Source organism: Chloroflexota bacterium (genome assembly GCA_026710945.1).
Classification (GTDB): domain Bacteria; phylum Chloroflexota; class UBA11872; order VXOZ01; family VXOZ01; genus VXOZ01.
On the sequence record JAPOQA010000054.1, the window covers coordinates 160,665 to 173,625 of the forward strand.

Genomic DNA, 12,961 nt, shown 5'->3' on the forward strand with positions numbered 1-12,961 from the left:
AGTGGTTTCCTCTGTTCTCTCACAATTCCATTACATCCGCCAAAGCGGAAATGCTCGGCTGCTCCAAGTGAGGCACAGCAGGCACAAGTTGATTGATTACGTCAGGCCACTTTACCCCACTGCCGGTAATGACGCAGACGACAGTTTCACCGGCTTTGAAGTATCCTTCACCGTGGAGCCGCACAAGACTGGCGATAGTTGCGAGCGAGGCGCTCTCGAAGAAGTACCCGCGACTGGCCATGCGGCGGATTGCCAGGCGCAACTCATCTTCTGAAACCGCGGTTGCGGTACCGCCCGATGCGCGGAGAGCGCCCAGAGCGTGCATGCCACAGCGTCCCTCGATGATCGACGTTGCAAGTGAGTCGGGCTCGGGCTGTACTTCGACTTCAGTCCGATTGTGCGTAAGCGCATGGAGCAGCGGATGAGTCGCCTCAGTCTGACAGCCCACTATGCGCGGCAGGCGGGCAATGAGGCCCATTGCGTGCAAGTCGATCAAGCCGCGCCAGATGCCGTAGAGGCTATCTCCACCGCCAGTGGGCACCAGAATTGCGTCCGGGGCCGCGCCGAGCGCGCTAGCGACCTCATATCCGATTGTCTTGTACCCTGTCACGCCGTAGGGACTGGCGAGCGGGTTTGGATCGGACGATCCGACCGGCAGCCAGCCATGGTCTTCCACAAGCTGCCGCATCATCGTACCGATCTCCGGCTTTGGCATAGTCACTACTGACGCGCCGTGAATTTGCATGACCCGGCGCAACAGTTCGGATGAAGTAGGGTATCCAATGATCAACGCCCGCAATCCGGCAAGCGCCGCGTACGCCGCCACAGCTTGGCCGGCGTTGCCGGTGGAAGAAGCCACCACCTTGGAATAGCCAAGTTGGCGCGCCATGGAGATGTTTACCGCAGCGTGGCGGTCCTTGAACGACCACGTAGGATTCATGGTCTCGTTCTTGACGTACACGTTGAGGCCAAGCTCGTCGCTCAACTCAGCCAGGTGAGTCAGCGGCGTGCCGCCTTCGTCGAGGCTCAAGGGATGCTCTGCTACCGGGAGCATATCCCCATAGCGCCAGATATTGTGCTGCGGCCCCGCATCCCATGCCGCTTGAAAGTTGGCAGGAATGCCACCTGCTACGTTAACTCTAAAGTCTAGCGGGCCTTGCCGGCCCTCTTGAAAACAGCGGGGGCACCCGAACACATGTGCCCCAATGGCAAGTTGCTCATCGCAGCGCACGCACTGCAACCACTGAACGTCGGTACCAACTGCCGTCACTCGATTGCCCTTTCTTCACTCACCTCGCCGCAAATTTCACTTACAAGGATACTACCCTCGCGCCAAGCGCAGGAAGGATTCTCGACCATCGCGAAAGAGCTGCTGCATGCGCTGCCGGTGGGAAACCTCGTCAAATCGTGCCTCTTCCGTGATCCACTTGAGAGACCGCTCGATCTGCGCGACAAAGAACTGTGCCGACTCTCTGGAGGCGGGGGCTCTACTGCCGGTTTTAAGGTACACCGGGCTCGTATGGGCCCATTGGGCATGGCCGTAACTATCCCGGCTCTTCCCGGAGCAGCGCGCCGCGATCCAGCCGTCGTGCGGCGCGGCCAATGTCGCGCTCAAGACCCCTTCTCTGCTGCCGTTGGAGTCGCGCTCACCTGCTACCACGCTGCCATTCATGACAATCTCGACGCTTTCGATGGTTCGATGTGCCTGCCACCGCACCTCAACACGCACCTGTTTTGGATGTCTTGCGCGAAGGTCGAGACGAGTTCCCGGCGGCTGGTCTTCAACGGTAAGTTCCAGCACCGGCCCGTTCGTAATGAAGGATCGACCGTCCTTGAGCGTCTCCAGCCAGCCATCGTAGGAAAAGGACTGCTCCAGGTGTGTGTACACGCGGTTTGCCGAACAGATGAACCAGTCTGAGCCCGTGCTGGCCGGTAGCTTGAAGCCGCAATTCAATAAGTGATACCAAAGATCGTACTCGGTGTCGAGCCAATACGGGTCGAAGAGATTAAGCGCGTCTATCCGCTGCAGCGAGGCCGCAATGGGCGCTTCCATGCCCCAGCCATTATGGCACCAGATTACCACCCCGCCTTGTGCCTGGGCCGAATCGCACGCATCCATTAGTGGTGGGTAGTCGGGATCGGAGTCATCCACCAGCACACCGCGACTCAAGGGATCAACCTGCTCCTGCAGCCGCACGAGCATCACGTGGCCGTAGCCGGAGCTACTATCGCCGAGTATCTTGTTGTGTCGCGTCTCTTCCCCCACGTCCAGCACCCAGTGCGGTCTGGTTGGATGTTCCATACGTCCCACGGGGTAGCGATTGGTGGCGTACGCGAATTCTTGCTGTTGGAGCACGCTGATTACGGTAACGGTCAGGTCTTCGACTTCGGAGTCAAAGCGGAGGCGTTCCTCAGGCCGGGATTCGAATTCACGGTAGTGGATATGGGTGTTGCCCGGGTACCAGCCCTGGCTATCCAGCCGGATCCACCGCTGCAGCGGCAGCGAGAGGTTCACTGTGCCTTTCAGCGGCACCGAAACCGTCACGTGCAGGGGCGCATACTCCGTGCCGCGTTCTACGCGGACGTCCGCCTGGCCGCGAGGAAGGTCAACCGCAAACGATCCATCAGCATAGAAGTAGGGATTGGTTGTCCCAACGGTTGCAATTGAGCCTTCAGGGGCGTGAAAGAGTCCGCCGTTGCCTTGCACAGAGACTTTGGCTGCAAGTTTGTTGCCGCTCTGCCCATCTACGATTGTGCCTGCGATGGAGCCCATGTTCCCTGCAATTCGGTTCAATCCTGTCGGGCAACCTGATAGCTACTTCGGCCGGTAGCGCAAGTACTCATCGTGCGCCCTTCTTGCCGAAAGCAAGGTGAAAAGGACCGAAGCAGCATAGGCGAAACCGACTCGATACCTGAAGCTTGCTGTGCGCGCAGATTGGGGCTAGGCAGCCAAAACTGTCCGGTTGATATCGCGGTTTGTTGCCACCCAACAACCGCCGGGCTTAGCAAGCGCCCGGCGCAGCACAGTGTCAAGCATATCACAGTGGGGATCGCGGGCCGCGAGGTACGAGGGATGCGCGAGGAGGCTCAGAATCTGGCCGTTTTCGTACGCGTGATCAACCGCTATTGTTGCATGGTGAATGTACTCCCAGCGGTCCAAGTCCAACGAACGAAATGCAATGGCGTCGCTCAGACCCATCATTGGAATCTCGGGTAGGCCGCTGGGATAGCGATAAGGCTGGAGGGAATCGAGGCTCAGACGTACGGCGGCTTCCATTTCCGTGCGGGGAGGATGCCATGTGCGTTCCGTAGGACACTTGTAGTGCGCCGAGGCAAACTGAAACCCCTCCTCTTGGAGAAGTGCCTGCACTTCAGGGATGTCCTCCAAGCCGTTGGGAAATGCGCCGGGTGTGCGGAAGCCGCGCGTTTCAACACCCAGCCGCTCGAGGAGTCCCCTGCTGGTCTGCCTAATCTCGTGACGTAAGCACTCGAGGGGGGTGAGACTTCCGGCCCGCCAGGGCGCACGCCGATACGACTGATGCAGGTCTTCAACACGCTTCGCTTTTACGTTCACGTGCCGATACGTGTGATTGTCGAGGGCATGCCCCTCTGCTACCAACCGCTTGAGGTAGTCCACGTCTGGGTCTTCCAAGGCGCTGCCAACGATAAAGAACTGTAACTTGACGTCGTACTTCTTGGCGACATCGAGCATGGTGTGGACGTATTGCTTCACATGAGGATCGATGGCGCCGTAGTCAGCGTAATCGGATGTCCAGTAGGGAAAGTTATAGGACATCTCGATATCGAACGTCAGGCTCAGACAGAATTGTGCGCCGTTTGGATACATGAGACTTGGCCCCTTGTCTAACTCAGGCTGTTCTTGGTTGCTTTCCAGTCTACTGGAGCCACAAAACTGCTACCGGACCCGCAAGACCGCTACCGGGGCCTCAAGACCGCTACCGGACCCACAAGACCGCTACTGGGCCCACATGACTGTTCCGTTCGGCCTGAGCTTGTCGAAGGCTGAACGGAACAGGTTCATCTGAGGTCTTTCGCAAGCTTCCGGCAGCCGTTCATGTTTCGACCAGGGCTTCATGAAGCCCACTCGGCACGAACGGCTGCCGAGTCTCAGTCCAAGAAAGCGCGGAACTCGAAACTCTTGACTCTACGCCCGGTAGCGATCTGTCACCTTTGCCAGGATCGTTGCCATGTCCTCCACATCCCGGTCGGTATATTTATCCGTCCAATTCCAGCGAATGGTCGTGTCTACGTGCTCCTTGGCGATGGGCACCATGTCGGCGCTGTATTCGATGTCCCTGGCAAACTCGTTCATGGGATGGTCCCACGGCCAGTGGGATTCACCGGCCACGGTTGTCTTGGTGTGCAGGAACGTGTGGCTGTCGGGCACCAGTTGCCAGGGACCGGGCTCAGCTTTCAGACCCTCGGCCATGAGCGCGTCGGAGAGGTCCCACAAGCCGCAGGTAAAGGCATCGGGGTCCACGCGTAGGTAGTAGTACCAGTAGATGTGGTCGGCCCCCTCGGGGATGTAGGGCGGGATCAGACCGGGAATGTCTTCTTCAACCCGCTGGCTTAGTGCAGCGGTGGTCTCGCGCCGGCGTTGATTCTGCTCTTCCAGTATATGGAGCATGCCGAGCACAAATGCCGCTTCCAGTTCGCCAAAGCGCATGTTCAGGCCGAAGCGCACGTGCTTGCGCCCGTAGCGTTCCACTGGCACGCCGCCGCGCATAACGCCAAACAGGTGTACCCGGTCGGCGATGTCTTTGTTGTCGGTCAGCAGCGCGCCGCCGTGGCCGCCTGAGAGATGCTTCTCGGCGTCAAATGAGAACGCGCCCACGTCGCCCAGGGTGCCCGCGTTGCGGCCCTTATACTTTGCCAACGGCGCCTGGCACACGTCTTCAATCAAAAGGATGTTGTGCTTCTGGGCCAGCGCCACGATGTCGTCCATGGGGCAGAGCAGCCCGTACCAGTGAACGGCGATGATGGCCGCCGTACGTTCCGAGATGACCTTCTCGATTGTCTCGGCGGTGACGTTGCCGGTGCGGATGTCTACATCCGGGAAAATGGGAATCGCGCCTTGTGCCATAATGCCGGCAACCGAGCCAAGGTCGGTAATGGGGTTCACAATGACTTCCTTACCCGGCCCAATGTCCATCGCCGCAATGATGGTATGCAAGGTAGCGGTGCAGTTGGCGAGAGCGACACAGTATTTTGCGCCGTTCACTTCCGCGAATTCCTGCTCGAAGCGCGGCAAGTAGCCGGAAGACAAGCCCTTTTCCAGGACTTCGCGAATGTTGTCATAGGACTCTTGCGGCACGTCGCGGGGGAAGATTCCCGGCAGGGGGTCGTCCGCCGACCGGACCGGCGTGCCGCCTTCAATTGCGAGCCGCGTATCAACGGGGGTCTTAATTGCCATGGCTGCTGCTCCTTTTTGACCATACAGGTGACAGGCACCCACTACCGTGGCGCCTGTCACCACACTTGTCACTTAGATTTTCTGATGGCAGCTTAGCAGATGCAGCCGCCTTCTTGCAGCGCGATCGCGGAAACCTGTTGGGCCTCAGCTACGGCCTCCGCAACGGTCTTTTCGCCCGCTTCCATCTGTCCCCAAAGCTCTGACCATGCGCCGTTGATGTCGGACTGTTTTACCGCCTGGCGCAGAGGAATGCTGACATCGGCAATCGCCTTGTACGTCTCCACATTCTCGAAAGGATACTGCACGGCCGGCGTGTAGGTGCGGTTGGGCGGGAAGCGGCCGCCGCCCAGGTTCGCCCAGTCCGGCTGCACCTCTTCACTGATGAGGTACTTGTAGAAGTCCCACGTCGCATCGGGCTGCGGCGAACTCCTGGCGATCCAGAAGGCATTAATCAACAACGGTGTGCCGCGACCGCCGGGACCCAGTGGCACATTCGCCAGATCGACGTTGAATGGCGTTTGCCCCTCAACAATCTCTTGGTTGATGGTCCGCGTATACCAAGGTCCGGTCAGGACCATGCCGAGTTTCTGCTCGGTAAAGTTCGGTGCAACGTCGGTTTCCTTCCGGTTGAGCGGCGGGTGCACCTGATGCTTGATAACGTGGTCCAGCACGGTTTGCACGGCCTCGGCTGCTGCGGGGGAATCAATGGCCGGTGCGGTAAAGTCCTCATTCCACCAGCCGGCGCCCCATGACTTCAACGCGATCACGATGCTGGAATGGGCGTTTCCATTGAAACTCAGTCCCCAGCGTGTCACGTTCGCGCCCTCGCGGGTAGTCAGTTTCGTTGCCAACTCGGTCAGGGAATCCCAATTCAGGTTGCCCGCGGCATCCAGGTCGGCCGGAGACGTCAGTCCTTCGTTGGTCATGATATCGTCGTTGTACCAAATGGACCGGGCGCCCAGGAACCAGGCGATACCATACAAATTGCCGCCGATCCGCTCGAGGGCGCCTTCGTAGTACTCGGATAGATCGACGTCGGCATCCTTCGCGATGAAGGGGTCGAGCGGCTGGATGATGTCTGCCGTGGCGAACTGGCTGATGTAGCCGAACCAACCGTAGTACATGTCATATGAGATGCCGGCGGCGCTAGCCGCGACCGCTTTCACCGCCACGTCTGTCAGAGGCCACGTTACAATGTCGAGTTCAACCTGCACGTCCGGATTGCGCTCTACGTAGCGGTCGATGACCGCGCCATAGGTGTTGTCCCACACCTCCTGTTGTGTGGTGAAGTGCATGTACTTGATGACCGTCGGCTCCATGGCCTCCGGCGCCGCCGTGGGCTCCGGTTCCGGCTCCTCTTTCGTTTCGGGCGCATCAGCGGGAGCAGGCGCCACTTGGCCACAGGCAGCCAAAGCTGCGCCACCTACGCCCAGACTTGCCATGCCGACGAGAATCGATCGGCGGGAGAATCTACCCAGACCTTCCATACCTCTCTCCTTGCCTACCTACTTACAGTATTCCCAGCATAATATACCCCCCCCTCTAATCTGTCAATCTTTGCCAAGGAGCTTGTCTCGCAGAGGTGTTGCGGCTTGCCACATCTTTCGAGTAATCGGGTCAACCTGAACGAGTATCGCTTCTAGTTGGCTAGAACGGAGAACGGGAGTAATCGGATGGTGAAAGTGACCAAGTCAAGCGAAGATTTCGCCCGAAGGTATTTGCGGTTCATCCTGTAGGCACCGAGCACCATTCGGCTAATCCCGGGGCGCTGGATATCTTCGCAGAAGGTTCGATTTGCGGTATTCTGAAAGAGTGAAACGCGCCTCTCTTGCCCCCATCGTCTAGTGGACCAGGACGCAGGCCTTTCAAGCCTGTAACGAGGGCTCGATTCCCTCTGGGGGTGCCATCTCTCTAGTCAAACAGGGCAGGGTGTGAACACTATGCGACGGACCGTAACCGCAGCATTCGTTGCCTGGAAATTGGCCCCAAATTTGGGTAGAACCGGCTCTCCGTCAGGACTGCTATCGCAGCCTTGCGCCACAACGTCGTAGGCGGAGATACGCTTTTCTGTAACGTGGCGCAAGGCGGCCAAACTAGTGAACTGTGGCTGGCGCGGGGCAAACGGGCTGCGCCCTATGTGCCGTTCGCCCTGCGCTCAGTCGGAGACCAGTCGTGACTCACACTGCGCTGATTTAGCAGATACAGCCGCCCTCTTGCAACGCGTTATCGGCAACTTGGTGGATCTCGGCTAGAGATTCAGCAACCGTTTTCTGGCCCTCTTCCAATTGGCCCCAAAGTTCGCTCCACGCGCCGTTGACATCCGATTGCTTCACCACCTGCCGCAATGGGACTCCAACTTCCGCGATCGCCTGATAGGTCTCCACACTCTCGAAGGGATACTGCACGACTGGGGCGTAGGTGCGGTTTGCTGGGAAACGGCCGCCGCCCAGGTTGGCCCAGTCCGGCTGCACTTCCTCGCTGATGAGGTACTTATAGAAATCCCAGGTAGTGTCGGGATCCGGCGAGGTGCTGGCAATCCAAAACGCGTTGAGGAGCATGGGCGTGCCGCGGCCGCCAGGGCCGACCGGCACTGAAGCCAGCTCGACGTTGAACGGCGTTTCGCCTTCGTAGATTTGCTGATTGATGGAACGCGTATACCAGGGCCCATTTAGGACCATTGCGAGTTTCTGCTCATTGAACGATGGCGCAACGTCGGTCTCTTTGCGATTAATGGGGGGATGCACCTGGTGCTTGACGACGAGGTCCAGCACTGCCTGCACTGCGTCCCCGGCACTGGCCGAGTTGATTGCCGCGGCACTGAATGCTTCGTTCCACCAGTCCGCGCCCCAAGACTTGAGCGCAATGAGGATGCGGTCGGTGCGATTGCCGCCAAAAGCGATGCCCCATTGGGAGACGTTTGCCCCTTCGTGGGTCGTCAATTTCGTGGAGAGTTCCGCCAGCGCGTCCCAGGTGAACTTCCCTTCGGCATCCAACTTGCTTGGCGAATCGACACCTGCGTTCGTCATGAGGTCGGCGTTGTACCAAATCGTGCGGGCCCCCATGAACCACGCAATGCCGTAGAGCCTGCCGTTGATCCGCTCCAAGGCAAAGTCGTAATACTCCGATAGATCGAAAGCGGCATCTTTCGAGACAAGAGCATCGAGCGGCTGAATGATTTCGGCGGTGGCAAACTGGCTGATATAGCCAAACCAGCCGTAGTACATGTCGTACGGAATCCCCGCCGCGTGGGATGACACGGCTTTCTCGGCCATGTTCGTCAGCGCGCCCGAAATGAGGTCGAGCTCAACCTTAACGTCCGGGTTGCGCTCCTCGTAACGGCTGATGACCGCGCCGTATGTGTCGTCCCACACCTGCTGCTGGGTGGTGTAGTGCATGTATTTGATGACATTGGGCTCCATCGCCTCCGGCGCTGCCGTCGCCTCCGGCTGTGCCTCCTCTTCTGGTTGTGGAGCATCTGCAGGAGCCGTAGCTACTTGACCGCAGGCGGCCAGGGCCGCGGCGCCAAAGCCCAGACTTGCCATGCCGGTCATTATGGATCGGCGGGATAACTTGCGAACTGCATCCATTGCGGTCTCCTTGCCTTCCAATACATACTATTGCCAGCATCGTACCTCTCATCATAGATTCTGTCAAGCCTAGCGATAAGGCATGTGTCACAGAATTATCGCGATGTGCCACGTGGGAACAGTAATGGCTTCAAGAGCAGGCGTGCCCGGGGTCAATTGCCGGAAGCTGTGAGTGAGAAATTCGCCTCTCGAATGGCGTTCGAGGCGCTGCTAATCTTCGCAGAAGCTTCGATTTGCGGTATACTGAGAGAGTGAAACGCGCCTCTCTCGCCCCCATCGTCTAGTGGACCAGGACGCAGGCCTTTCAAGCCTGTAACGAGGGTTCGATTCCCTCTGGGGGCGCCTTTTTTGCCTTTTGTGGAACGCAGTTGTTTCCAGGCCCCTGATTGCCAAGCACTACCGTCGTGTCCCATGCGATACCTCTTTACGAGCGGTGACCGCGCAGCCTGTAATGTAAACGGCCGCACGTAGATTCTGGGAAATGGTCCGCCGCTAACCGGCCGCGCTCAAACCGTTGACCGGCGACAGTTGAACCTGCTATTATTGAGGTGACTGGAAAAGAGCGACCAGTGGATAGCCTCTTTTCCGTCATATTCTTTTATAGGAGGGTGCGGTCATGGCGGAGCAGCATATGCTGACGCCTGAAGGCAGAGACAAGCTTCTCCAAGAGCTAACGCAACTTAGGACCGTACGACGTCCTGAAATCGTCCTGCGGATCCATGAGGCGATGGAATTTGGCGGAGATCTCTCCGATATGGGCGAATACAACGAGGCCAAGCAAGAGCAGGCCTTCGTTGAAGGCCGCATCATAGAGATCGAGCACATTCTCCGCGATGCGGTAGTCTCTGAACACCATGCCAGTGCCGAGGTTGATTTGGGAGCAACGGTCATCGTCACGGATGATGACGGCAATAGTGAGACATTTACCATTGTCGGTGCACCGGAATCCGATCCCCTGGAAAACCGCATATCTAATGAGAGCCCGGTAGGCCATGCCTTGATGGGTCACCGTATCGGTGATCGGGTAACTGTCGAAGTGCCCGCCGGCACGCTGACTTATACGATTCAAGAGGTAAAATAGCTACGGAATCGTCAGACTTCGTCAAAGACGCAGATCGCTCACGCCAGTCGCCAGTTGACTTCCGCCTCCGCAAGCTCAATGCCTTGCGCGAAAAGGGCATTGATCCGTATCCCCTGCGCTTTCATCGCACCCATACGGCGCACGCTGCACTCGACTCCTTTGAAGCGCTTTCTACTTCAAAGGAAACGGTTCGCCTCGCGGGTCGCATCCATACGGTGCGCAAGATGGGTAAGGCGGCGTTTGCTCACATCAACGACGCTTCCGGCAGCATCCAGCTCTATCTCCGCCTCAACATCCTTGGCGATGAATCGTACAAGACGGTCGTAGACCTGTATGACCTCGGCGACATTATCGGCGCAGAAGGCGTGCTGTTCCGCACCCGCACCGGCGAGGCGACCCTCGAGGTCCACCGCATCGTCATGCTTGCCAAGGCACTGCAGAACCCGCCGGAAAAGTATCATGGTCTACGGGATACAGAGACACGCCTGCGCCAGCGCTATTTGGACCTGGCCACCAATCCTGAAGTGCGGCACGCGTTCACGCAGCGCAGCCACGTGGTGCGGGAGGTGCGCGCATTCTTTGACGCGCGCGACTACCTGGAAGTTGAAACCCCGGTGCTCCAGCCGCTCTACGGCGGCGCTTTTGCCCGCCCGTTCATCACGCACCACAACGCCCTCGACCAGGACTTCTACCTGCGAATCGCCACGGAGCTTTATCTCAAGCGCTGCCTCATAGGCGGGTTCGAGCGCGTCTATGAAATCGGCCGCACGTTTCGCAATGAGGGCATGGACCGCGACCACAACCCCGAGTTCACCATGTTGGAAGCGTACCAGGCATATGCCGATTATTCCGACATGATGTCACTCCTTGAAGAGCTCTACTACCGAGTTGCCCTGGCCGTCCATGGTTCGCCGCAGATGCCTTACGGTGATGAAACGCTGGACTTCACGCCGCCGTGGCGGCGCATCAAACTGCATGAGGCCATCGAGTCCGCAACCGGCATCGACATATACGCGTACCCCGATACCGATGCGCTGCTTGCGCAGGTACAATCACGCGGCATCGGCGTGCCGGAGCGCGTTACGTGGTCTACACTTGTAGATGAACTCTTGGCCGAATGTGTGGAGCCGACACTCATGCAGCCAACCTTGCTGCTGGATTATCCCGTAGCGCTTTCGCCGCTGGCGAAGCGCAGAGAAGACGATTCCCGCCTTGTCGAGCGGTTCGAGGCGTTTGTAGGCGGCCTGGAAATTGCCAATGCCTTTAGCGAACTCAACGATCCCCTTGACCAACGCCAGCGACTTGAAGAGCAAGTAAAGGAGCGCGCAGCCGGGGATGAAGAGGCGCAGCCCCTCGATGAAGACTTTCTCACGGCGTTGGAGTACGGCATGCCCCCAACCGGCGGCATCGGTATCGGCATCGACCGCATGGCCATGCTCTTTACGAACAGCGCCTCGATTCGTGATGTCATACTCTTTCCACCTGTCCGCACCCAGGAGGCTGAGTGATGCTGAACATTCGCCGCATACGAGAGCAGACAGAAGATGTGAAGTCCGGCCTTGCGCGGCGCGGTGAAGATCCCAGCGTCATCGATCAGCTTGTGGCATGGGATGGCGAGCGCCGGGCGCTGTTGCAAGAGAGCGAATCTTTGAAAGCGGAACGCAATCGGACGTCTAAGACTATTGGCGCCGCCAAGGATAGAGAAGCAATGAGTGCGCTGCGAGAGCAGATGCGCGCGGTCGGCCAGCGGATCAAGAGCCTCGATAGCGACGTGGCGGAAATCGAACAGCGCATTTCGGCAGCGGTGCTTGAGATACCTAATGTTCCGCACACCAGTGTGCCTTCCGGGACAACGGAAGAAGAGAACCTCGTGCATGCGGAGTGGGGCGACCGGCCGCAGTTTGGCTTTGAGCCCAAGGCTCATTGGGACATCGGCGCGGCCTTAGATATTCTCGATTTTCCGCGAGGCGCAAAGATTGCGGGGGCGCAATTTCCGCTCTTCAAGGGTGATGGATCGCGCTTGTTGCGGTCGCTGGCGAATTGGATGTTGGACTTACACGTCCAGAAGCACGGGTATCAGGAAGTCTGGCCGCCGTTTGTGGTGCGGCGCGAGGTGATGACGGGCACCGGGCAGCTTCCCAAGTTCGAAGACGATATGTACCGTACCGATCCCGATGATCTCTTCCTCGTGCCCACGGCTGAGGTGCCGGTGACGAACATTCACCGCGATGAGATCCTCGACGCCGCGCAACTGCCCCTTAAGTACACCGCGTACACGCCCTGTTTTCGACGGGAAGCAGGCGCCGCGGGCAAGGATACGCGCGGTCTGCTACGTCTGCATCAATTCGAAAAGATCGAGATGGTAAAGTTCGTCGCGCCAGAGACTTCCTACGACGAACTGGAGACGCTCCGAGACGACGCCGAGGCAGTCCTGCAGCAGCTCGAACTGCCGTATCGCGTGTTGGAATTGTGCGGCGGCGAGCTTGGCTTTGCCGCGACAAAGTGCTACGACCTGGAGGTCTGGTGTCCTGGCATCGAGAAGTGGCAGGAAGTCTCTTCGTGCTCGAATTTCGAGGACTTTCAAGCCCGGCGCATCAACGTGCGCTATCGCCCCAGCGCGCAGGCACGGCCCGAATTCGTGCACACGCTCAACGGCTCCGGCCTGGCCTTTTCCGCTCGCCTCTACGCTGCCGTTCTGGAAAACAACCAGCAGCCCGATGGCAGCGTGATCATCCCTGCGGTTTTGCGCCCGTATCTCGGCGGCATGGAGCGGATATCGTCCTCCGGCTAAGCCACGGGCTTGCCACTATCATTGAAATAGCTCGACAGACTCCGCAATTCCCGCACCTTGTCCGTCAT

The 12,961-nt window shown here is 58.7% G+C and carries 9 protein-coding genes and 2 tRNA genes; 5 read left to right on the plus strand and 6 right to left on the minus strand.

Annotation, left to right across the window (positions count from 1 at the left end; all coding sequences use genetic code 11):
- Positions 1 to 19: 19 nt before the first annotated feature.
- From OXE05_11090 to OXE05_11110, 5 genes are all read right to left on the minus strand, one after another.
- On the minus strand, positions 20 to 1,270 hold the full coding sequence (locus OXE05_11090) for a pyridoxal-phosphate dependent enzyme (protein ID MCY4437867.1): 1,251 nt from the start codon (positions 1,268 to 1,270) through the stop codon (positions 20 to 22).
- A gap of 51 nt (positions 1,271 to 1,321) precedes the next feature.
- Positions 1,322 to 2,773 (minus strand): CehA/McbA family metallohydrolase, encoded by a 1,452-nt coding sequence (locus tag OXE05_11095; GenBank protein MCY4437868.1) that lies wholly within the window; start codon positions 2,771 to 2,773, stop codon positions 1,322 to 1,324.
- A 168-nt stretch (positions 2,774 to 2,941) separates the two neighbouring features.
- Positions 2,942 to 3,847, minus strand: coding sequence for a polysaccharide deacetylase family protein (locus tag OXE05_11100; GenBank protein MCY4437869.1), 906 nt, complete (start codon positions 3,845 to 3,847; stop codon positions 2,942 to 2,944).
- 318 nt (positions 3,848 to 4,165) lie between these two features.
- Positions 4,166 to 5,434, minus strand: coding sequence for a DegT/DnrJ/EryC1/StrS family aminotransferase (locus tag OXE05_11105; GenBank protein MCY4437870.1), 1,269 nt, complete (start codon positions 5,432 to 5,434; stop codon positions 4,166 to 4,168).
- A 92-nt stretch (positions 5,435 to 5,526) separates the two neighbouring features.
- A complete protein-coding gene (locus tag OXE05_11110; protein MCY4437871.1) occupies positions 5,527 to 6,921 on the minus strand; it encodes an extracellular solute-binding protein in 1,395 nt (464 codons plus the stop codon).
- Positions 6,922 to 7,264: 343 nt separating this feature from the next.
- On the opposite strand from OXE05_11110, the gene OXE05_11115 reads away from it, so the two are divergent.
- Positions 7,265 to 7,340 (plus strand) — tRNA-Glu (locus OXE05_11115).
- A gap of 286 nt (positions 7,341 to 7,626) precedes the next feature.
- Here the strand turns inward: OXE05_11115 and OXE05_11120 are convergent.
- Positions 7,627 to 9,021 carry an extracellular solute-binding protein gene (locus OXE05_11120; protein MCY4437872.1) on the minus strand — a complete coding sequence of 465 codons (1,395 nt, stop codon included), beginning with the start codon at positions 9,019 to 9,021 and terminating at the stop codon, positions 7,627 to 7,629.
- 269 nt (positions 9,022 to 9,290) lie between these two features.
- Here OXE05_11120 and OXE05_11125 point away from each other — a divergent pair.
- The 4 genes from OXE05_11125 (at position 9,291) to serS (ending at position 12,893) form a co-directional block, all read left to right on the plus strand.
- Positions 9,291 to 9,363 (plus strand) — tRNA-Glu (locus tag OXE05_11125).
- A gap of 274 nt (positions 9,364 to 9,637) precedes the next feature.
- Positions 9,638 to 10,102, plus strand: coding sequence for a transcription elongation factor GreA (gene greA / locus OXE05_11130; GenBank protein ID MCY4437873.1), 465 nt, complete (start codon positions 9,638 to 9,640; stop codon positions 10,100 to 10,102).
- On the plus strand, positions 10,099 to 11,610 hold the full coding sequence (lysS, locus tag OXE05_11135) for a lysine--tRNA ligase (GenBank protein MCY4437874.1): 1,512 nt from the start codon (positions 10,099 to 10,101) through the stop codon (positions 11,608 to 11,610). The genes greA and lysS overlap by 4 nt, the downstream gene beginning before the upstream one ends.
- Positions 11,610 to 12,893, plus strand: coding sequence for a serine--tRNA ligase (serS, locus tag OXE05_11140; protein ID MCY4437875.1), 1,284 nt, complete (start codon positions 11,610 to 11,612; stop codon positions 12,891 to 12,893). The genes lysS and serS overlap by 1 nt, the downstream gene beginning before the upstream one ends.
- Positions 12,894 to 12,961: the final 68 nt, after the last annotated feature.

Coding starts and splice junctions, on each gene's coding strand:
- OXE05_11120 (MCY4437872.1), bottom strand. CDS start 9,021: ATGGATGCAGTTCGCAAGTTATCCCGCCGATCCATAATGACCGGCATG.
- OXE05_11105 (MCY4437870.1), bottom strand. CDS start 5,434: ATGGCAATTAAGACCCCCGTTGATACGCGGCTCGCAATTGAAGGCGGC.
- greA (MCY4437873.1), top strand. CDS start 9,638: ATGGCGGAGCAGCATATGCTGACGCCTGAAGGCAGAGACAAGCTTCTC.
- OXE05_11110 (MCY4437871.1), bottom strand. CDS start 6,921: ATGGAAGGTCTGGGTAGATTCTCCCGCCGATCGATTCTCGTCGGCATG.
- serS (MCY4437875.1), top strand. CDS start 11,610: ATGCTGAACATTCGCCGCATACGAGAGCAGACAGAAGATGTGAAGTCC.
- OXE05_11100 (MCY4437869.1), bottom strand. CDS start 3,847: ATGTATCCAAACGGCGCACAATTCTGTCTGAGCCTGACGTTCGATATC.
- OXE05_11095 (MCY4437868.1), bottom strand. CDS start 2,773: ATGGGCTCCATCGCAGGCACAATCGTAGATGGGCAGAGCGGCAACAAA.